This window comes from Pseudomonas sp. HY7a-MNA-CIBAN-0227 (genome assembly GCF_040310325.1).
In the GTDB taxonomy this organism is placed as follows: domain Bacteria; phylum Pseudomonadota; class Gammaproteobacteria; order Pseudomonadales; family Pseudomonadaceae; genus Aquipseudomonas.
This window is the reverse complement of the sequence record NZ_JBEOPT010000023.1, coordinates 1-19,744: the sequence shown is the minus strand read 5'-3', so window position 1 is coordinate 19,744 and position 19,744 is coordinate 1. Positions and strand designations below refer to the sequence as shown.

16 protein-coding genes and 1 pseudogene are annotated in these 19,744 nt (G+C 59.6%); 5 read left to right on the top strand and 12 right to left on the bottom strand.

Translation table 11 applies throughout. From position 1 onward, the window contains the following. Nucleotides 1-24: 24 nt before the first annotated feature. The 11 genes from AAEZ06_RS25310 to AAEZ06_RS25260 all read right to left on the bottom strand — a co-directional run bounded on the left by AAEZ06_RS25310 (nucleotide 25) and on the right by AAEZ06_RS25260 (nucleotide 13,550). Nucleotides 25-1,980: an acetoacetate--CoA ligase gene (locus AAEZ06_RS25310; RefSeq protein ID WP_350616798.1), complete on the bottom strand. Its 1,956-nt coding sequence runs from the start codon at nucleotides 1,978-1,980 to the stop codon at nucleotides 25-27. 93 nt (nucleotides 1,981-2,073) lie between these two features. Then, on the bottom strand, nucleotides 2,074-2,847 hold the full coding sequence (locus AAEZ06_RS25305; protein ID WP_350616796.1) for a 3-hydroxybutyrate dehydrogenase: 774 nt from the start codon (nucleotides 2,845-2,847) through the stop codon (nucleotides 2,074-2,076). A 7-nt stretch (nucleotides 2,848-2,854) separates the two neighbouring features. Continuing rightward, the gene (locus AAEZ06_RS25300) at nucleotides 2,855-4,246 is read right to left on the bottom strand and encodes a GntP family permease (protein WP_149413948.1); all 1,392 of its coding nucleotides are present in this window, start codon (nucleotides 4,244-4,246) and stop codon (nucleotides 2,855-2,857) included. Between the two features lie 298 nt (nucleotides 4,247-4,544). Next, nucleotides 4,545-5,951: a sigma-54 interaction domain-containing protein gene (locus AAEZ06_RS25295; protein WP_149413949.1), complete on the bottom strand. Its 1,407-nt coding sequence runs from the start codon at nucleotides 5,949-5,951 to the stop codon at nucleotides 4,545-4,547. Nucleotides 5,952-5,966: 15 nt separating this feature from the next. Then, nucleotides 5,967-7,538: an ABC transporter ATP-binding protein gene (locus tag AAEZ06_RS25290; protein ID WP_350616793.1), complete on the bottom strand. Its 1,572-nt coding sequence runs from the start codon at nucleotides 7,536-7,538 to the stop codon at nucleotides 5,967-5,969. A gap of 14 nt (nucleotides 7,539-7,552) precedes the next feature. Further along, nucleotides 7,553-8,575 (bottom strand): ABC transporter permease, encoded by a 1,023-nt coding sequence (locus tag AAEZ06_RS25285; RefSeq protein WP_350616791.1) that lies wholly within the window; start codon nucleotides 8,573-8,575, stop codon nucleotides 7,553-7,555. After that, entirely contained in the window at nucleotides 8,575-9,636 is a 1,062-nt protein-coding gene (locus AAEZ06_RS25280) for a microcin C ABC transporter permease YejB (RefSeq protein ID WP_149413952.1), read from the bottom strand. The genes AAEZ06_RS25285 and AAEZ06_RS25280 overlap by 1 nt, the downstream gene beginning before the upstream one ends. Further along, nucleotides 9,636-11,519, bottom strand: coding sequence for an extracellular solute-binding protein (locus tag AAEZ06_RS25275; protein ID WP_149413953.1), 1,884 nt, complete (start codon nucleotides 11,517-11,519; stop codon nucleotides 9,636-9,638). Before AAEZ06_RS25275 ends, AAEZ06_RS25280 begins: the two co-directional genes overlap by 1 nt. Nucleotides 11,520-11,658: 139 nt before the next feature. Next, nucleotides 11,659-11,940 carry a peptidylprolyl isomerase gene (locus tag AAEZ06_RS25270; protein WP_149413954.1) on the bottom strand — a complete coding sequence of 94 codons (282 nt, stop codon included), beginning with the start codon at nucleotides 11,938-11,940 and terminating at the stop codon, nucleotides 11,659-11,661. A 49-nt stretch (nucleotides 11,941-11,989) separates the two neighbouring features. After that, the gene (locus tag AAEZ06_RS25265; protein ID WP_149413955.1) at nucleotides 11,990-13,078 is read right to left on the bottom strand and encodes a 3-deoxy-7-phosphoheptulonate synthase; all 1,089 of its coding nucleotides are present in this window, start codon (nucleotides 13,076-13,078) and stop codon (nucleotides 11,990-11,992) included. 337 nt (nucleotides 13,079-13,415) lie between these two features. Then, nucleotides 13,416-13,550, bottom strand: coding sequence for a hypothetical protein (locus AAEZ06_RS25260; protein ID WP_256666320.1), 135 nt, complete (start codon nucleotides 13,548-13,550; stop codon nucleotides 13,416-13,418). A 281-nt stretch (nucleotides 13,551-13,831) separates the two neighbouring features. On the opposite strand from AAEZ06_RS25260, the gene AAEZ06_RS25255 reads away from it, so the two are divergent. Further along, nucleotides 13,832-14,278: a GNAT family N-acetyltransferase gene (locus tag AAEZ06_RS25255; RefSeq protein WP_149413956.1), complete on the top strand. Its 447-nt coding sequence runs from the start codon at nucleotides 13,832-13,834 to the stop codon at nucleotides 14,276-14,278. A 64-nt stretch (nucleotides 14,279-14,342) separates the two neighbouring features. On the opposite strand, the pseudogene AAEZ06_RS25250 reads toward AAEZ06_RS25255, so the two are convergent. Next, nucleotides 14,343-14,538: pseudogene (locus tag AAEZ06_RS25250) on the bottom strand (helix-turn-helix domain-containing protein). 81 nt (nucleotides 14,539-14,619) lie between these two features. On the opposite strand from AAEZ06_RS25250, the gene AAEZ06_RS25245 reads away from it, so the two are divergent. The 4 genes from AAEZ06_RS25245 to AAEZ06_RS25230 all read left to right on the top strand — a co-directional run bounded on the left by AAEZ06_RS25245 (nucleotide 14,620) and on the right by AAEZ06_RS25230 (nucleotide 19,178). Continuing rightward, nucleotides 14,620-14,985 carry a helix-turn-helix domain-containing protein gene (locus AAEZ06_RS25245; protein ID WP_149413957.1) on the top strand — a complete coding sequence of 122 codons (366 nt, stop codon included), beginning with the start codon at nucleotides 14,620-14,622 and terminating at the stop codon, nucleotides 14,983-14,985. A 151-nt stretch (nucleotides 14,986-15,136) separates the two neighbouring features. Next, nucleotides 15,137-15,778: a response regulator transcription factor GacA gene (gene gacA / locus AAEZ06_RS25240; protein WP_133100139.1), complete on the top strand. Its 642-nt coding sequence runs from the start codon at nucleotides 15,137-15,139 to the stop codon at nucleotides 15,776-15,778. A 61-nt stretch (nucleotides 15,779-15,839) separates the two neighbouring features. Continuing rightward, nucleotides 15,840-17,663 carry an excinuclease ABC subunit UvrC gene (uvrC, locus tag AAEZ06_RS25235; RefSeq protein ID WP_350616835.1) on the top strand — a complete coding sequence of 608 codons (1,824 nt, stop codon included), beginning with the start codon at nucleotides 15,840-15,842 and terminating at the stop codon, nucleotides 17,661-17,663. Nucleotides 17,664-17,717: 54 nt separating this feature from the next. Then, a complete protein-coding gene (locus AAEZ06_RS25230; protein ID WP_350616786.1) occupies nucleotides 17,718-19,178 on the top strand; it encodes a tyrosine-type recombinase/integrase in 1,461 nt (486 codons plus the stop codon). Nucleotides 19,179-19,744 lie beyond the last annotated feature (566 nt).

Here is a 19,744-nt window from a genome sequence, read left to right as displayed (position 1 = left end):
AAAGCGTTTTACCTTTCTGTCAGGTCAGGTGGTCAGCTCCTGGCGATTGCGAAACTGCTCCAGCGCCTCAGGATTGGCCAGGGCGTCGGTGTTCTTGACCGCCTCGCCATGCACCACGTTGCGCACCGCCAGTTCGACGATTTTGCCGCTGATAGTGCGCGCAATGTCCGTCACCGCGAGGATCTTCGCTGGCACGTGGCGGGGCGTGGTGTTGGCGCGGATCACCTCGCGGATCTGCTGTTGCAGCGCCTCATCCAGCTCTATCCCGTCATTGAGGCGGACAAACAGCACCACCCGCACATCGTCCTGCCAGCGCTGACCGATGGCCAGGCTTTCCAGTACCTGGGGTACTTTCTCCACCTGGCGGTAAATCTCTGCCGTGCCGATGCGCACGCCGCCGGGGTTGAGCACTGCGTCGGAGCGGCCATGGATCAGCAGGCTACCGTTGGGCCGTTGCTCGGCATAGTCGCCCTGCGCCCAGACGCCGGGAAACTGGCTGAAATAAGAGGCGCACAGCTTTTCCTGGTGCGGGTCGTTCCACAGGCCGATGGGCATCGCCGGGAAGTGTCGGGTGCACACCAGTTCACCCTTTTCACCGATCAGGGGGCGTCCCTGGTCGTCCCACACTTCGATGGACATTCCCAGGCTCTTGCACTGCATTTCGCCGCGTCGTACGGGCAGCACAGGGTTGCCGATCACAAAGCAGGAGACGATATCGGTGCCGCCGGACATGGACGACAGGCACAGTTCTTCCTTGACCTCGCGGTACACGTAGTCGTAGCTCTGGGGCGACAGTGGCGAACCAGTGGAAATCAGGCCCTTGAGGCTACTCAGGTCGTGGCTCAGGCGCGGCTTGAGGCCAGCCTTTTCCAGGGTTGCGAGGTATTTCGGGCTGGTGCCGAAGATGCTAATTTTTTCCTGGTCGATCAGGTCAATCAACCGCTCCGGCCCGGGATGAAACGGCGAGCCGTCATACAGCACCGCCGTGGCGCCGATAGCCAGTACCGAGACCAGCCAGTTCCACATCATCCAGCCGCAGGTGGTGTAGTAGAACAGGCAGTCGTCCCTGGACAGGTCGGCGTGCAGGCCGTGTTCCTTGAGGTGGGTCAGCAGCACGCCGCCGGTGCCGTGGATGATGCACTTGGGTACGCCAGTGGTGCCGCTGGAATAGAGGATGTACAGCGGGTGATCGAAGGGTACGGCGACGAATTCGGGCTCACCGCCGACGGTGTAGAAATCTTCCCACAGCGCAACCTTGGCCTGGGTCCGATAATCCTCAGCGCGTGCCTCGGGCCGGGCGTAAGGCACGATGATCAGTTGTTGCAGGGACGGCAGGCGTTCGAGGATTTCATTGAGCTTGGCGCTCTGGTCGATGACCTTGCCGGCGTAGCGGTAACCGGCGCAGGTGATCAGCACCTTGGGTTCGATTTGGCCGAAGCGGTCGATCACCCCTTGAGTGCCGAAGTCCGGCGAAGAGCAGGACCAGATCGCACCCAGGCTGGTAGTGGCGAGCATGCCCACCAGGGTTTGCCAGGAGTTGGGCATGCAGGCGGCAACCCGATCCCCCGTGCCAACACCGGCTGCCTGCAGGCTGTGTTGAAGGCCGGCGACGTGCTGGGCCAGTTCGGCGTAGGTCAGTTGTTCGCGCTGTCCGTCTTCGCTGATGGCTACCACCGCCGGATGATCATCACGACGGCGCAGCAGATGCTCGGCGAAGTTCAGGGTGGCGCCGGGAAACCAATGGGCGCTGGGCATCTGCGCGTCTTCGATCAGTGCCGCGCTGGGCGGGGTACGGAACTGCACGTCGAAGAACGCGACAATCGCGCGCCAGAAGTCCGGGCGCTCATCGATGCTCCATTGGTGTAGGGCCGGATAGTCATTGATCTGCACGCCGTGGCGCTCATTGATAAAGCGCCGGAACTGGTCCATTCGGGTGGTGCGGATGCGTTCGGGGCTGGGTTGCCAGAGGATGTTGGACATGATTGGCCTATTGTTATTTTTCGATAGTGCAGTACTGACTATGGCGAGGGGGTAAGCCCTCCTCGCCACAAAAGTGCTTTTGTCATGGCAGGTTTACTGGGCCAGCCAACCACCATCAATATTCCACGCCGCGCCACGCACCTGGCTACCGGCTTCGCTGCACAAGAACAGCACCAACTCGCCCAACTGCGACGGCGTCACAAACTCCAGGGACGGCTGCTTCTCGGCCAGCAAATCATGCTGCGCCTGCTGCGGATCAACCCCGGCGGCAATACGATCATCAATCTGCTTCTGCACCAGCGGGGTCAGTACCCAGCCTGGGCAAATAGCGTTGCAGGTAACGTTGCTGGTGGCGGTTTCCAGGCCCACCACCTTGGTCAGGCCGATTACCCCGTGCTTGGCGGCCACGTAAGCCGCCTTACCCACCGAGCCGACCTGACCGTGCACTGAGGCGATGTTGACGATCCGTCCCCAGCCCTTGGCCTTCATGCCCGGCAGGCTCAGGCGCGTGCTGTGAAACACCGAGGACAGGTTGATGGCGATGATCGAATCCCAGCGTTCCACCGGGAAGTCTTCCACGGCGGCTACGTGCTGGATGCCGGCGTTGTTCACCAGGATGTCGACGCCGCCGAACTCGCGATCGGCATAGGCGATCATCTCGGCGATTTGCGCCGGGTCACTGACATCCGCCGGGTGATGGCCGACCTTGCCGCCGAACGCCTGCACCTGGGCGATCACCGCACTGGCGTCGCCGAAGCCATTGAGGATCAGGTTGGCGCCGGCCTTGGCCAGGCTCAGGGCAATCCCCAGGCCGATGCCGCTGGTGGAACCGGTGACCAGGGCGGTCTTGCCGTTCAATGTCGTCATGAAAACCTCACACAATACCGGTGGCATAGAAAGTACCGATCACCACGAACACCGCAAGGGTCTTGATGATGGTGATGCCGAAAATGTCTTTATAGGCTTCGCGGTGGGTCAGCCCGGTCACCGCCAGCAGCGTGATGACGGCGCCGTTGTGGGGCAGGGTGTCCATGCCGCCGCTGGCCATGGCCGCGACCCGGTGCAGCACTTCAAGGGGGATATTGGCCGCATGCGCTGCCGAAATAAAACTCTCGGACATCGCCGCCAGGGCGATGCTCATGCCGCCGGATGCAGAACCGGTGATGCCGGCCAGCAGGGTCACGGTAATCGCTTCGTTGACCAGTGGGTCGGGGATGCCCTTGAGCCAGTCCGCCAGCACCAGGAAACCCGGCAAGGAGGCGATCACCGCGCCAAAGCCGTATTCCGAAGCGGTGTTCATTGCCGCCAGCAGCGCACCGCTGACCGCGCTTTTACTGCCTTCGGCCAGCTTGCTGCGGATCGCCGAAAAGCCGAACACCAGCACCATGATGATCCCCACCAACAGCGCCGCCTGCACTGCCCAGATTGCCGTGAGCTTAGCGATCTCGGTCTGCACCGGCACGCTCATGCCCGGCAGGCTGAGGCTGTGGGTCTTGCCGTACCACAGAGGAATCCAGTGGGTGAACAGCAGGTTCATGACCCCTACCAGTAGCAGCGGCGACAGGGCGATCCACGGGTTGGGCAGCTTGATGTCTTCAGCGGTTTCCGGTTCGTTGCGCAGTTCGGTGCCGTAGCCTTCACCGGCGCGCTGGGCCTTGTTGCGCTGGCGGGCCAGGTAGAGCATGCCGGCGCAGAACACGAAGATGGCGCCGATCACGCCCAGCAACGGGGCAGCCCAGGCGGTGGTGTTGAAAAAGGTGCTGGGGATGATGTTCTGGATCTGCGGCGTGCCGGGCAGTGCGTCCATGGTGAATGAAAATGCACCGAGGGCGATGGTCGCCGGGATCAGGCGCTTGGGGATATTGCTCTGGCGGAACATCTCGGCGGCAAACGGGTACACCGCGAACACCACCACAAACAACGACACGCCGCCGTAGGTCAGCAAAGCGCAGACCAGCACGATTACCAGCATCGCCTGGCGAGTGCCGAGCAAACGAATGGCGGCGGCGACGATGGAGCGCGAGAAACCGGAAATTTCGATCAGCTTGCCGAACACCGCACCCAGCAGGAACACCGGAAAGTACAGTTTGATAAAGCCGACCATTTTTTCCATGAACACCCCGGTGAAGGCGGGCGCGACGGCGGAAGGGTCGGTGAGCAATACGGCGCCGAGGGCGGCAATGGGAGCAAACAGGATGACGCTGTAGCCACGGTAGGCCGCCAGCATCAGCAGCGCGAGGGCTGCGAGGGCAATGATCACACTCATGGAGTGTCTCCAATCGGATTGTTATTTTTGTGGGGGTGAAGCTGTGGAAAGGGGCTATAGCGGGATTTGTGCCAAGTTGTTAACTTGTTGAAATATATGAATATTATTTTATTTTAGTAAAAGTTATTCAGCAGTTATCTCTGTTTTGAGACGAGTACTGGCCCACTGTAGGAGCGAGCTTGCTCGCGATGGTCGTCAACGATAACGCTGGCACCCAGGATGCATGCGGTGCCTTTGCGCTTTTTGCGAGCAAGCTCGCTCTTACAAGGGGTGTCTCTATTTCGGGATTTTAATCTCTTTATTGAGATTGTTCGATGCCCAACGCCACCATTTTCTTGTACAGCGTCGACCTGCCCAGCTCCAACCGCTTCGCTGCTTCAACCACATTCCCCTCACACGCCTTAAGCGCCGCCCCAATCATCTGCCGATCAAACCGTTCCCGCGCCGCACTGAAGGTTTCACCTTCAACCGACTCCACGGCACTGCGCTCCACCGGACTGAACGTGCCAATCGCCGCGCGAATCTCGCGGGCATCCAGCACCAGGTCATCACTGAGCAGCGCCGCCCGCTCCAGCACGTTGCGCAACTCGCGGATATTCCCCGGCCAGGCGTGCTGTGCCAGGAGCGCCAAGGCCTCGCGATCCAGTTCATGCTCGCTGCGCAGTTCCTCCAGGATTGCTTCACTCAACGCCGGCAGGTCGTCCAGGCGGTCGCGTAAGGGCGGGACCTGGATCGGCAGGACGTTAAGGCGGTAATACAAGTCCGCCCGAAACTCGCCGCGTTTGATCGCGGCTTCCAGGTCCATGGACGTCGCGGCGATCACCCGCACGTCGCTGTGGATCATCTCGTTGGAGCCCACCGGCTCGAACTCCTTCTCCTGCAACACCCGCAGCAATTTGCTTTGCAGCGGCAGCGGCATGTCGCCGATTTCATCGAGAAACAACGTGCCGCCCTGGGCGATCTGCAACTTGCCGGGGCGACCCTTGCGGTCGGCGCCGGTGAAGGCGCCGGGGGCGGTGCCGAAGAATTCGGCTTCCAGCAGGTCATGGGGGATCGCCGCACTGTTGATGCTGACAAACGCCTTGTGGGCGCGTGGTGAGGCGCCGTGAATGGCCTGGGCCAACAATTCTTTGCCGGTACCGGTTTCCCCCAGCAGCAACACCGGGGATTCGGCGCTGGCGCTGCGTCGGGCGCGGCGTTTGACTTCCAGGCTGGCGGCGCTGGTGCCGATAAAGTGCGCGAAGTTGTACTTGCTCTGGCGTGAGCGCAGCAGCGAGCGGGTGGAGGCCAGCTCCTGCTGCATGCTCAGGTAACGTTCGATCAGCGGCGACAGGTTGCGCAGCTCATCGAACAGGGCAAAACCAATGGCGCCGATCACCGCGCCGGCATCGTCATGGATCGGCAGGCGCATCACCACCAGCGGGCCTTTGGGGGTGTCCTGGATATCCAGCAGGATGGGCAGGTCTGTGCGCACCACCTGGCGCAACAGGCTGTTGGAAATCACCTGCTCGCACGGTTGACCGATGGCCTGGTCGGCGCTTTTGAGGCCGAAGCGCTTGGCGTAGCGTTCGTTCATCCAGACGATATTGGCGTCGCTGTCGACAATCACCGTGCCTTCGCTGGACTGCTCGATGATCTTGAACAACGAGCGGATCGCCAGGGCGCGAACGCGTTGGTAGTCCTTGAGGCTTTCGGTGGTGTTCATGTCAGGCAATCCGTTTTACACGCATGCAGCGGCGAGAAGTTCTTGGGTGTAAGGATGCTGTGGCGATTCAAATACGTCATGGCTCGGCCCGCGCTCCACCACCTTGCCGTCCTTGATCACGATCATGTCATGGGCCAGGGCACGCACCACCGCCAGGTCGTGGCTGATAAACAGGTAGGTCAGGCCGTATTTTTCCTGGAGTTCACGCAGCAGAGCGACCACTTGTTTCTGCACCGTACGGTCAAGTGCCGAGGTCGGTTCATCCAGCAGCATCAACGCTGGCTTGAGCACCAGGGCGCGGGCGATGGCGATGCGTTGGCGCTGGCCGCCGGAGAATTCGTGGGGGTAGCGATGGCGGCTGGCGGGGTCCAGGCCTACGTCTTCGAGCACCTGAATCACCTGCGCCTCGCGGTCCTTGAGGCTGCACGGGGCATGGACTTCCAGGCCTTCGCTGATGATCTGCTCCACCGACATGCGCGGGCTGAGGCTGCCGAAGGGGTCCTGGAACACCACTTGCATTTGCTTGCGCCAGGGGCGCATTTGCTTGTGGGTCAGGCCGTCAAGGGCTTCACCCTGGAAGCGAATGCCGCCGCTGGAATCCAGCAACCGCAGGATCGCCTGGCCGAGGGTTGACTTGCCGGAGCCGGATTCGCCAACGATCCCGAGGGTCTTGCCGCGCTGCACGCTCAGGCTGATACCGTCCACTGCCCGCAGGTATTGCTTGCGTCGAAACAGGCCGCCGCCGATCTGGAACTGCACGCTCAAGTCATCGACCTGCAGCACGGTCTCGTACTCGTCGCGGCACAACGGGGCGCCAGCCGGTTCGGCGTCCAGCAACAGGCGGCTGTAGGGATGTTGCGGCGCGCTGAACAGGGTTTGGCAGTCGGCCTGCTCGACGATTTCCCCGGCGCGCATCACGCAGACTCGCTGGGCAATACTACGCACCAGATTGAGGTCGTGGCTGATCAGCAACAGCGACATGCCCAGGCGTTGTTGCAGGGACTTGAGCAGCACCAGGATCTTGCGCTGCACCGTCACATCCAGTGCCGTGGTGGGTTCGTCGGCGATCAATAGTTCCGGTTCGCAGGCCAGCGCCATGGCGATCATCACCCGTTGGCGCTGGCCGCCGGACAGTTGATGGGGATAAGCCTTGAGCCGTTCCTGGGGTTTCTGGATGCCTACCAGTTCCAGCAGCTCAAGGGTGCGTGCTTGCGCCGCCTTGCCACTCAGACCCTTGTGCAGCAGCAGGGTTTCGCCGATCTGTTTTTCGATGCTGTGCAGCGGGTTGAGGGAGGTCATCGGCTCCTGGAAGATCATCGCAATCCGGTTGCCCCGCAGCTTTTGCAGGGTGGAGGCGGATGCCCCAATCAACTCCTGGCCGCGATAACGCACGGAGCCTATGGTTTCAGTGCCGACTTCGGGCAGCAGTTGCAGGATCGAGTGGGCGGTCACCGACTTGCCGGAACCAGATTCACCCACTAGCGCCAGGCACTCGCCGGGGCGCACATCCAGGCACAGCTTGCGCACCACGGTCTGGCCGCTGAAGGCGACGCACAGGTCGCGGATCTCGATCAGGTTGTCGGTCATAAGTTCGCTGCCTTTCATGATCGTGGGTCGAAGGCGTCACGCAACGCCTCGCCGATAAACACCAGCAGCGACAGAATCAGCGCCAGGGTGAAAAACGCCGTCAGCCCCAGCCAGGGCGCTTGCAGGTTCTGTTTGCCTTGGGCGATTAGTTCACCCAATGAGGCGCTGCCCGCCGGCATGCCGAAACCGAGGAAGTCCAGGGCGCTCAAGGTTGAAATCGCCCCGGTCAGAATGAATGGCAAATAGCTCAAGGTGGCATTCATTGCGTTGGGCAGGATATGCCGGCGGATGATCTTGGCGTCGCTCAGGCCCAACGCCCGTGCGGCTTTGACGTATTCGAGATTGCGACCGCGCAGGAATTCGGCGCGTACCACGTCCACCAGGGCCAGCCACGAGAACAGCGCCATGATCCCCAGCAGCCACCAGAAGTTGGGCTCGACAAACCCTGAGAGAATGATCAGCAGGTACAGCACCGGTAATCCCGACCACACTTCCAGTATTCGTTGGCCGAGCAGGTCTACCCAGCCGCCGTAGTAACCCTGCAAGGCCCCGGCGGCAATGCCGATGGCGCCGCTGATGACAGTCAGGGCCAGGGCGAAGAGGATTGACACCCGCGCACCGAAGATCACCCGCGCCAGTACGTCGCGGGACTGGTCGTCGGTGCCCAGCCAGTTCACCGTCGACGGTGGGCTTGGGGCAGGGCGGGTCAGTTCATAGTTGGGGGTGTCGTCGCTGAAGGGGATCGGCGGGAACAGCATCCAGCCGCCGTCTTTCTTGATCAGCTTTTGCACGTAGTCGCTGCGGTAGTCAGCCTGGAACGGCAGTTGGCCGCCGAACTGCTGTTCGGTGTAGCGCTTGAAGGCCGGGAAGTACAGTTCGTCCTGGTAACTGAGTACCAAGGGCTTGTCATTGGCGACCAACTCGCCGCCCAGGGTCAGGATGAACAGGCCGATAAACAGCCATAGCGACCACCAGCCGCGCCGGTTTTTCTTGAAACGTTCAAAGCGCCGGCGAGCTACGGGGGACAGTCTGAGCATCAGGCGTTCCTCGCGGCGAAGTCGATGCGCGGGTCCACCAGGGTGTAGCAGAGGTCACCGATGAGTTTTATCAAAAGGCCGAACAAGGTGAAGATAAACAACGAGCCGAACACCACCGGGTAATCCCGCGAGACGGCGGCTTCGTAGCTCATGCGGCCCAGGCCGTCGAGGGAGAAGATCACCTCGATCAGCAGGGAGCCTGCGAAGAACACGCTGATGAACGCCTGGGGAATGCCGGCGATCACCAGCAGCATCGCGTTGCGAAACACATGGCCGTAGAGCACGCGGCGTTCGCTCAGGCCCTTGGCGCGGGCGGTGACCACGTATTGGCGGGTGATTTCATTGAGGAACGAGTTTTTGGTGAGGATGGTTAAGGTGGCAAAGCCGCCGATCACCAGGGCGCTGACCGGCAACACCAGGTGCCAGAAGTAGTCGGCGATCTTGCCGATAGTGCTTAACTGGTCGAAATTTTCCGAGACCAGGCCACGCACCGGGAACCAGTTCAGCGAGGTGCCTCCGGCAAAGACCACGATCAGGAACATCGCAAACAGGAACGCCGGCATTGCATAACCGATGACGATGGCCGTGCTGCTCCATATGTCGAACTGGCTGCCATGGCGCACGGCCTTGCGAATTCCCAGGGGAATCGATACGAGGTAGGTGATCAGCGTCGCCCACAGGCCCAGGGAAATGGTCACGGGCATTTTTTCCAGAATCAGATCAATCACCGTCGAGCCGCGAAAGAAGCTGTTGCCGAAATCCAGTTGGGCGTAGCTCTTGAGCATCAGCCACAGGCGCTCCGGCGCTGGCTTGTCGAAGCCGTACTGTTTTTCGATGTCCTTGATCAGTTTCGGGTCCAGCCCACGACTGGCCCGTGAGCCGTTGCCGATGCTTTCGCCGGACGAGCCGCCAATGCCACCGCCGCCAATCCCTTGCAGGTGGGCGATGGCCTGTTCCACCGGGCCGCCCGGCGCGGCCTGGACGATGACGAAATTCACCAGGAGGATGATCACCAGGGTGGGGATGATCAGCAGCAGGCGCTGCACGATATAGGTAAACATCAGTGGGCACCTCCCGACTGGCCGCGCTTGATCAGCTCGGCGTCCATTTGCTCATTGGTCAGCGGGGTGTGGCTGACTTCCCACCAGGTTTCCAGGGCTTCGTCATTGCTGGCTGCCACGGCCGGGCGACCGAAGCGGTTCCACCATGCCGCCGATGAGCCGGGCGGGTAGTAATTGGGGATCCAGTAGTAATTCCATTGCAGCACCCGGTCCAGGGCGTGGGCATAGCTGAGCATCTGCGCCTGGGTGGTAGCGCGGACCAGCCCGGTGATCAGGGTATCCACCGCCGGGTTTTTCAACACCATGTAGTTGTTGGCGCCGGGATCGAAGGCGGCAGACGAGCCGAAGTAGTTGTATAGCTCCATCCCCGGCGAGGTGGTGACCGGGAAGCCGGTGACGATCATGTCGTAGTCCCGGGCCATCATGCGATTGACGTACTGCGAGGAGTCGATACGGCGGATATTGAGAGTGATGCCGATCTGCGCCAGGTTGCGCTTGTAGGGCAACAATAGGCGTTCAAGGCCGCCTTGGGCATTGAGGAAGGTGAACTCCAGCGGTTCGCCGGCGGCGTTGACCAGTTTGTCGCCTTTAGGCTTCCAGCCGGCCTGTTCCAGCAGTTCCAGGGCTTGCAGTTGTTTGTCGCGGATCATGCCGGTGCCGTCGGTGGTCGGCGCCTTGAACACTTTGGTGAAGACTTCGTCGGGAATCTGCCCGCGTAGGGGTTCGAGAATCGCCAACTCCTGAGCGTCCGGCAACTGAGTGGCCGCCAGCGGGCTGTTGGAGAAATAGCTTTGCTGGCGGATGTACATATTGCGCATCATCTGCCGGTTCGCCCACTCGAAATCCCAGAGCATGGCCAGAGCCTGACGCACGCGGCGGTCCTGGAATATCGGTTTTTGCGTGTTGAACACGTAGCCCTGGGCCGGTTGCGGCGCGTCCTTGGCCAGGTGCGCTCGTTGCAGGCGGCCGTCGTCCAGGGCCGGGCCGTTGTAGCCGATGGAGTAGCCGGTGGCGGAGAATTCGCGGTTCAAATCGTAGGCGCCACCCCGCAGGACTTGGCGCGCGACTTCGGTGTCACCGAAGTACTCCAGGCTCAGGTGATCGAAGTTGTACAGGCCACGGCTGATGGGGAGGTCCTTGCCCCACCAGTCAGGGTTGCGCTGGAAACTGATGGTGTTGCCCGAATCGACCTTGCTGACGCGGTACGGGCCGCTACCCAGTGGCGCTTCGTAGCCGCCGCCGTTGGCGAAGTCACGGGTTTTCCACCAGTGCTCGGGGAAGACCGGCAGGGTGGCGATATCCAGGGGCAGGGTGCGGTTTTCGTTGCTGGAAAAGTCGAAGCGCACTTGCCGAGGGCCTTCCACTTCGACGTGCTTGACGTCGGCGAACAGGGTTCTGTAGCGCAGGCTGCCCTGGGTCATCAGCAGGTCAAAGGTGTAGCGCACGTCTTCGGCGGTGATCGGCGTGTTATCGGCAAACTTGGCTTTGGGGTTGAGGTAGAAACGCAGAGACAGACCATCGTCTGAGCGCTCCATTTTTTCCGCCACCAGGCCATAGACGGTATAGGGCTCATCCAGAGAGCGCTGGGCCAGGGGCGAGTACACCCAGCCGTCGAGTTGGCTGACGCCGATGCCTTTATCGATATACGGCAGGACGTGGTCGAAACGGCCGATCTCCACGGCCGAGCGTCGCAGGCTACCGCCCTTGGGGGCCTTGGGATTGGCGTAGGCAAAGTGACTGAAGCCGGCGGGGTATTTCGCCGGTTCTCCGTAGACGGTCAATGCCTGTTGCGGCGCGGCGACAACGGCTGCGCTCGCCATTAGCAGGGCCAGGGTGGAGCAAAGCAGGGTCGAGCCAAATAAGGTGAAGAAGTCCAGTCGCATTATCAGCCTTGGGCGCCGGGTGAAGAAGGAAGAGGATTTGTACGCTAACCGCGCACGCGTCGCCAGTCGCCATGCTGTCGCACAAACACAACGGCCCACCAAAAGGCGGGCCGTTGTTTTATGCATCAGTGTGCACGGATCAGTCCTGGCGGCTGGTCACTTCCAGCAGGTGATAACCGAACTGGGTTTTCACCGGGCCTTGCACGGTGTTGACCGGGGCGCTGAAGACCACGGCGTCGAACTCCTTGACCATCTGGCCTGGACCGAACGAGCCCAGGTCGCCACCTTGACGGCTGGATGGGCAAGAGGAGTTGGCTTTGGCAACTTCGGCGAAATCGGCGCCGCCTTCGATCTGGGTCTTCAGTTCGTTGCACTTGTCTTCAGTGGCAACCAGGATGTGGCGGGCGGTGGCTTTGGCCATGAGGGGTAACTCCTTGAATAAAAAAGGTGAGCGTACCGGATTCAGGCGGTTATTTCCCGGCAAAGTTCCGATGATGTTCACGCAGCCGATGGGCAGCGTCGCGCAGCAACTGGTCTGTCCCGTTCCAGCCCAGGCAACCGTCTGTCACCGATACCCCGTAGCGCATCGACGGGCCCAGTGGTTGACAGCCTTCGAAAAGGTGGCTTTCCAGCATCATGCCGATCAGTGATGTGTCGCCTTGCAAGCGCTGCTCCAGCACATCATTGAACACTGCCGGTTGGCGTAAAGGGTCCTTGCCACTGTTGGCGTGGCTGCAATCGACCATGATCCGAGTGGCTACCTTGGTTTTCGCCAGGTCGTCTTTCACTTGGGCCACGCTCTGGCGGTCGTAGTTCGGCCCACGGTGGCCGCCGCGCAACACCAGGTGGGTGTCGGGGTTGCCCTGGGTCTGGATGATCGCCGGATGCCCCTGGCTGTCGACACCGAAGTGGCGGTGCGGATGAGCGGCAGAGCGCATGGCGTCGCAGGCGATGGCCACGCCGCCGTCGGTGCCATTCTTGAAGCCCACGGGTATGCCCAGGCCGCTGGCCATTTCCCGGTGGATCTGCGATTCGGTGGTGCGTGCGCCAATGGCGACCCAACTGAGCAGGTCATCGAAGTAGCCGCCGGCCATCGGTTGCAGCACCTCGGTGGCGACCGGCAGGCCCAGGCGCAGCATTTCGCGCATCAATTCACGGGACAGGGTCAGGCCGGCGGCCATGTCGTCGCTGCCATCCAGGCGCGGGTCGTAGGCAAGACCCTTCCAGCCGATGGTGGTGCGGGGCTTTTCGACATAGGCGCGGATCACCAGCAGCATCTGGTCACGGACCTCATTGGCCAGTTTTTTCAGGTTGCGGGCGTATTCCATGGCCGATTCAGGGTCGTGGATCGAGCAAGGGCCAACGATGACCAGCAGGCGTGAGTCCTTGCCATCGAGAATGGCGCGCACGGCCTGGCGATGGGCGCTGACTTGCTCGGTCAGGAACGGGCTCAGGGGCAGTTGCTGCTTGAGTTCAAGGGAACTGGGCAAACGCTGGGTCAGCGTTTCATTGGCACAGGACAAGGTGCAAACAGGCAGGGCGGCGATGGACGAGTTCATATTCGGGCTTCCTGGGCAAGCGGCGGGCTGTTCCCGCACGCTCGGCCCTACTGGGGTGTTCGACAATTGGCCAGACTGGCTACGTGTGTTGGCTTGCCACCTGTAGGTGACCGGTCGGAGGCGGCAGGCTGTCCCGAGCGGAGCTTGCTAAATCGCCAGGCGGTGCAAGTGTCGTAGCGGTAATAAGTGATGCAGTTCATGTCGCGATTCCTTTAAGTATTCTGGATCAAGCAAAAAGTGAGGGGCCGAAAAAACAAAACCCCCGGTCGGGGAGCCGACCGGGGGTTAGATTTCTCTGGCAGGCGACCCCTTGATTCGTGGGCGCCGATTTCAGGTATCAGGCGCGCCAGTGGCTAAACCAATAACCAAAATAAAAGCTGACCAGTGCGCTCAAACCGTTCACGCGGGTAGCCACGACCGAACGCTGGGCGTTGGCGGTAGGGCGAACCTTAGTTTGGGTGAGTTGCAACATGGCGTGTCTCCAAATGATAGGTGGAGCTTAACTGAGGCGTGCGGGTGGATTCAATCAGTAATTTCTATTGCGCTTGGGTACTTACGGCTATGGCTCAACTGCCGATATGCTGCATGAAACTTCACGATGATTGCTGGGACGCGACCACATGACTGCCTTGACCCTTGCTGCTGCTCAATCCATCCCCATTGCTGGCGACGTGCCAGCGAACATCGCCCGCAGAAATGCCGGGCGGTGGAGCGGGCAGCAGGTGGTGATTTGATCTAAGGGAGCGCATTCATATGGCGTTTCAACTGCGGGTCGCGACGGACGAGTACTTGGCGTTTGCCCGAACCCTGACGCATCAGGCGATGGGCAATTACTACCGTCAATATGATTTGTCGTGGTCCGACAAGGGCTTCGATACCGCCTGGGTCGGCCGGGAAAATTGGCTGATCTGCCGAGACGACACAGTATTGGGCTTTTTCAGCCTGAGTCGGGATGCCGAGGCGCTCTATATTCGCGAATTGCACATCCTCGACGCCTTTCGCCGGCAAGGGGCGGGTGCCTGGGCCCTGGAGCAAATGACGCTCAAGGCGCACACGGAAGGGCTTGGCCTGCTACGGCTGACAGTATTCAAGACCAATCCGGCGAAAAGACTCTATCAGCGCATGGGCTTGGCTATCGTGGGCGAGGAAGACTGTTTCTGGCGCATGGAGCTTGATTGTTTGCCCGTCAACGTGCGGTGAACAGGTGGGTAATCCACTCATTTCAGCAAAACAGGCACTCGATTCTAATAAGCGCATACTGACCCTACGAGACGACTTCCTGATCGTACTTCGGGGTTTCATCCACTGACGCGATGATGCCGTCTTTCATGCCCAGCAGGACTGCAACCTTATGGGCCCTCCACGCCGTCTCTTTTTGCGCCCGGCGAACGCTTGAAAAGACTTGCCTTGATGCCCCAGCCAGGCCGTGGCTTGTGTGCAGCAGTGCGAGTACCGGGCATAGTTCAAAACCGTTCAGGTTTGTGTAAAACGAGATGAGTGTGTCACCTCTAGGGGTGTGCAGAACAGGATATTACATCCAAATGAGTGGAATCGGTTCGCGGTTAAGGCTGGAAAGAGAGCGGCTTGGCCTGTCGCAAAAAAACTTTGGCGAAATAGGAGGCGTAGAAGCGAACGCGCAAGGTAAATATGAAAACGGTGATCGGGCGCCGAAAGCCGACTACTTGTCCCGTGTGGCTGAAAGAGGTGTGGATATCCTGTACGTGTTGACAGGTAGCCCTACGCCCATCCAATTGGATAACTTGAGCCAGGTCGAAGAGAAAGTGCTGGGTAACTACCGAGCAATGTTCAAGGAAGACCAGGACGCAATCCGCCGATTGACTGCTACCCTGGCGGAGCATTCATTCGCGTTTAATGGAAAAGCCAAGCCGGCGGCCCAGGATTCCTGACCCTTTGCTTGGGAAAGAACCCCGTCTGCCGCTCGGTAGACGCTCGTAGTGTATTGAAACTCTATATATATGACGCTTGCAGCTAGGTCTGTGCCTTGGTTTTTTGCTAAGGTGTTCAGCAACCTATAAGACCATATCGCGAGGTGTCTGCTTGATTAGGGTGCTAGTAGTCGATGACCATGATCTCGTTCGTACAGGCATTACACGAATGCTGGCTGACATCGATGGCCTGCAAGTAGTCGGCCAGGCCGAGTCAGGGGAGGAGTCCCTGATCAAGGCTCGGGAGTTGAAGCCTGATGTGGTTTTGATGGACGTCAAAATGCCCGGTATCGGCGGTCTTGGCGCCACTTGCAAGCTGTTGCGCAGCCATCCGGACATCAAGGTCGTCGTAGTCACTGTGTGTGAGGAAGATCCATTTCCTACGCGGCTTCTACAAGCGGGTGCCGCCGGCTACCTGACAAAAGGCGCGGGTCTGGCAGAGATGGTCCAGGCCATTCGCCTGGTGTTTGCCGGCCAGCGTTACATCAGCCCGCAGATTGCCCAACAGTTGGCTATCAAATCGTTCCAGCCCACCAGCGACTCGCCGTTCGATGCGCTGTCGGAGCGGGAGATCCAGATCGCCTTGATGATTGTCGGCTGCCAGAAGGTTCAGTCGATTTCCGACAAGCTGTGCCTGTCGCCGAAAACCGTGAACACCTACCGTTATCGAATTTTTGAGAAGCTGTCCATTAGCAGCGATGTTGAATTGACCCTGCTGGCGGTTCGCCACGGCATGGTGGACGCCAGCGCCTGAAATGTCGGTATCTGAAATGCCAAGCGCTGAAATACCAAGCTCTGAAATACTAAGCTCTGAAATAAGTGCCCCGTTTAATTCGAGTGCCTTTCTCGCAACCTGCAGTGGCCGTCCCGGCGTGTATCGCATGTTCGACAGTGATGCGCGCCTGCTTTACGTCGGTAAAGCCAAAAACCTGAAGAGCCGCTTGGCGAGTTATTTTCGCAAGTCCGGCCTGGCGCCGAAAACCGCTGCGCTGGTGGGGCGTATCGCCCAGGTGGAAACCACCATCACTGCCAACGAAACCGAGGCGCTGCTGCTTGAGCAGACGTTGATCAAGGAATGGCGGCCGCCCTACAACATCCTGCTGCGTGACGATAAATCCTACCCGTATGTATTTTTATCGGACGGTGATTTTCCGCGCCTGAGCATCCATCGTGGCGCAAAGAAGCAGAAGGGCAAGTACTTTGGACCTTACCCCAGCGCCGGCGCGATCCGTGAAAGCTTGAGCCTACTGCAAAAGGCTTTCTTTGTGCGCCAGTGCGAAGATAGCTTCTACAAGAACCGTACCCGTCCGTGCCTGCAATACCAGATCAAGCGCTGCAAGGCGCCATGCGTGGGCCTGGTCGAGCCCCAGGAATATGCCGAGGACGTGCGTCACTCGGTGATGTTCCTCGAAGGGCGCAGCAATGCCCTGGCCGACGAGCTGTCCGGCGCCATGGAGCAGGCGGCCAGCACCCTGGATTTCGAGCGCGCTGCCGAACTGCGTGACCAAGTGTCGTTTCTGCGTCGGGTCCAGGACCAGCAAAGCATGGAAGGTGGCACCGGCGACGTCGATGTCATCGCCGCCTTCGTTAACCCGGGCGGCGCCTGTGTGCACTTGATCAGCGTGCGTGGCGGGCGGGTATTGGGCAGCAAGAACTTCTTCCCGCAAACCGGTATACAAGAAGAGGTCGCCGAGGTCATGGCGGCGTTCCTGGGCCAATACTACGTCAGCAGCCCCGAGCGCGACTTGCCTGGCGAACTGATCGTCAACGTGGTCCATGAGGACTTCCCTGCGCTGATCGAGGCGATTTACAAACTGCGCGGCCGCGAACTGGACATCAGTCACCGGGTACGTGGCACCCGTGCCCGCTGGCAGCAGTTGGCCGTGACCAACGCCGAACAGGCCTTGAGCGCGCGCCTGGCGAATCGACAGCACGTCGCTGCGCGTTTTGAAGCCTTGGCCGACGTCCTCAAGCTCGATGAGCCGCCCCAGCGCCTGGAGTGCTACGACATCAGCCACTCCAGCGGCGAGGCGACGGTGGCGTCCTGCGTGGTATTTGGGCCGGAAGGACCGATCAAGTCCGATTATCGGCGCTACAACATCGAAGGTATCACCGCTGGCGATGACTACGCGGCCATGCATCAGGCCTTGACCCGGCGCTTCAGCAAACTGAAGGATGGCGAGGGCAAGCTGCCGGATATCCTGCTGGTGGACGGCGGCAAGGGCCAGCTGTCCATGGCCCGCGATGTGCTCAATGAGCTGGCGGTGCCTGACCTGATCCTGCTCGGCGTGGCCAAGGGTGCTACCCGCAAGGCCGGTTTTGAAACGTTGTACTTGAATGATGCGGCTCATGAGTTCACTTTGCGGGGAGATTCGCCGGCGCTGCACTTGATTCAGCAGATCCGTGATGAAGCTCACCGTTTTGCCATTACCGGCCACCGTGCCCGACGCGGAAAAACCCGGCGTACCTCAACCCTGGAAGGGATCGCAGGCGTGGGGCCCAAGCGTCGGCGGGAACTGTTAAAACATTTTGGTGGCTTGCAGGAACTATCGCGTGCCAGCATCGACGAAATAGCCAAAGCCCCTGGTATCAGTAAAAAGCTCGCTGAGTTGATTTATGCAAACCTGCATAGCGAGTAGAATGCCAACTTGGTGACTCATGAGGTTTAACCCAATGAATACAGGGGTTTAACCATGCTGCACACCACTCAGAACACCGCTAAGAACCCTCAAAGTGTTAGAACACTGTTAGACCTTGCCTGTCCCTATCTGTACAGGAGGGAGGGTCGATACACCCTAAGAGTCCGTCCTATGGGCTCTAAACAATCCTGCACGCTCTCCCTCAAGACAACCCACAGGCAAACCGCGTTGACCATCGCTAAACACCTCTTAGGCACTCTCCGAGCCTTCCACCTCGATACTCCTGAAGCTACATGGCCTGAACTCAAAGAGAACCTACTGCGCATCGCTACCAGCGTCCTAAAGACACGCACTATGTGGGATGAACTGGGTGACTCAAGGCTAATCTTTAAGGACGTTCGTAAGGACCTCAATGAGATAGCCAGTACGGTGCCGCTGAGCGCTGCGCAGGCTCTTACAGTGTCCATTGGCAAACGGATAACCACAGCAGGTGAGAGGCGTGACGAGGGGAACCTTGGGCCAATCATGCAGATCATTGCGGCGCTTGATACGCCTGAAGGGGATGCTCTGGGGGTGGTAGCAGAGGCGCCAGCCATTAGCAGTAGCAGTAAGACAATCACCACCACCACCACCACCACCTTTAAGGCTCTCTCGGACCTCTACTTAGAAGAGCGCAAGGCGGACGTTAAAGAGTCGTCTATGCGAAGCATGCGGGCCTGCTGCGTGACCCTCCTTTCGGTAATCGGAGAGATGGACATGGGGACGCACACCAGGGCCGACCTCGTGACTGTCCGAGAGAGCCTTAAGGAAGGGCGTAAGCCAATGACCGTTAACAAGATCCTTACCCAACTGACCACTATCCTGAACTGGGCGGTGGACAATGGGCATATCAAGCAGGCTTTCGGGAAGAAGCTTCAGCTAACCAAAGGGGCTGAGAGTGGCCGTACAGGGTTCTCCCCGGAACAGATAGCATCCCTCATGCTGCACGCTAATGGCCTCCCTGCTGACGATTGGCAGCGCTGGGCGATCAGCCTGGGGGTTATCACTGGGGCGCGTATTGGAGAGATTCACCAACTGACCACAGCGGACCTTATCGACATCGACGGGTTGCTGGTGATGGACATAAACACCAATGACGGGAAGGAGACCAAGAACAAATTCAGTGTCCGTAAGGTGCCCTTGGTGAGTGTCTATGGCCTGGACCTTGAGGCTCTTAAAGCGTTCGCTGTGGCAGCTAATGGCGCTCTCTTCACACGGACCATCGGTTCTTTCTATGCGGTCCTTAACAAGCTACTCCGAGAGGTCTTAGGGACCTCCCCAGGTACAGGTCAATCTTTCCACTCCTTACGTCACCACCTTGCAGGGGCTCTGAAGGCCGCTGAGGTTCCTTTGGGGACCGCTCAAGAAATCTTAGGGCACAGCTCTGGGTCTATTACGTTTGACCTCTATGGCGCTGGTAGGTCAGTACAGGTCAACAGAATGGCTGAGGCTCTAAGGGTCGCTCTGGTGGTGTAGGTGGTGGTAGTGATGGCTAAGGGCTCTTGTTGGTGGTGATGCTGCTGTATCATGTGCGGCTTTCTTGTAGATGGATAGGGAGCTTTTCAATGGGGAACATTGCCTGGTCGGTGTTAGTTGTTTGGATGGTTGCAGCTTGGTTCACGCACTTGTTTGTATGCTTCACGGCTGCGAGCTGGGGGTTCTTGATTGCCGGGGCGATCTTCTTTCCAATTGCGATTGTTCACGGTACGGGCTCTTGGTTTGGGGTCTGGTAATCACAAGCTTCGTAGGGTTGAATGTGGACGATTGGCGGCTGTTCCCACTGCCGGATTAAGAACCACGCGGGGTTCCAGCTTCAAGAGATACATAAAAAATGTATCTTCATTGACCCTGCAATCGTGACCGCAGGGACTCGAAAAGACCTCGTCATCTTCACTGAGTCTGAAGTAATTCGGCTGCTCATGCGGTGACGTTGGCCGGACTCTTAATAGTGTTATCGGGAGATTCTGTAGTGGTCTAATGAAACCGGACACCCTTTTAGGCGAGAATGCTCGCCAGATCGAGGTGTCAGATGACCAAACAAC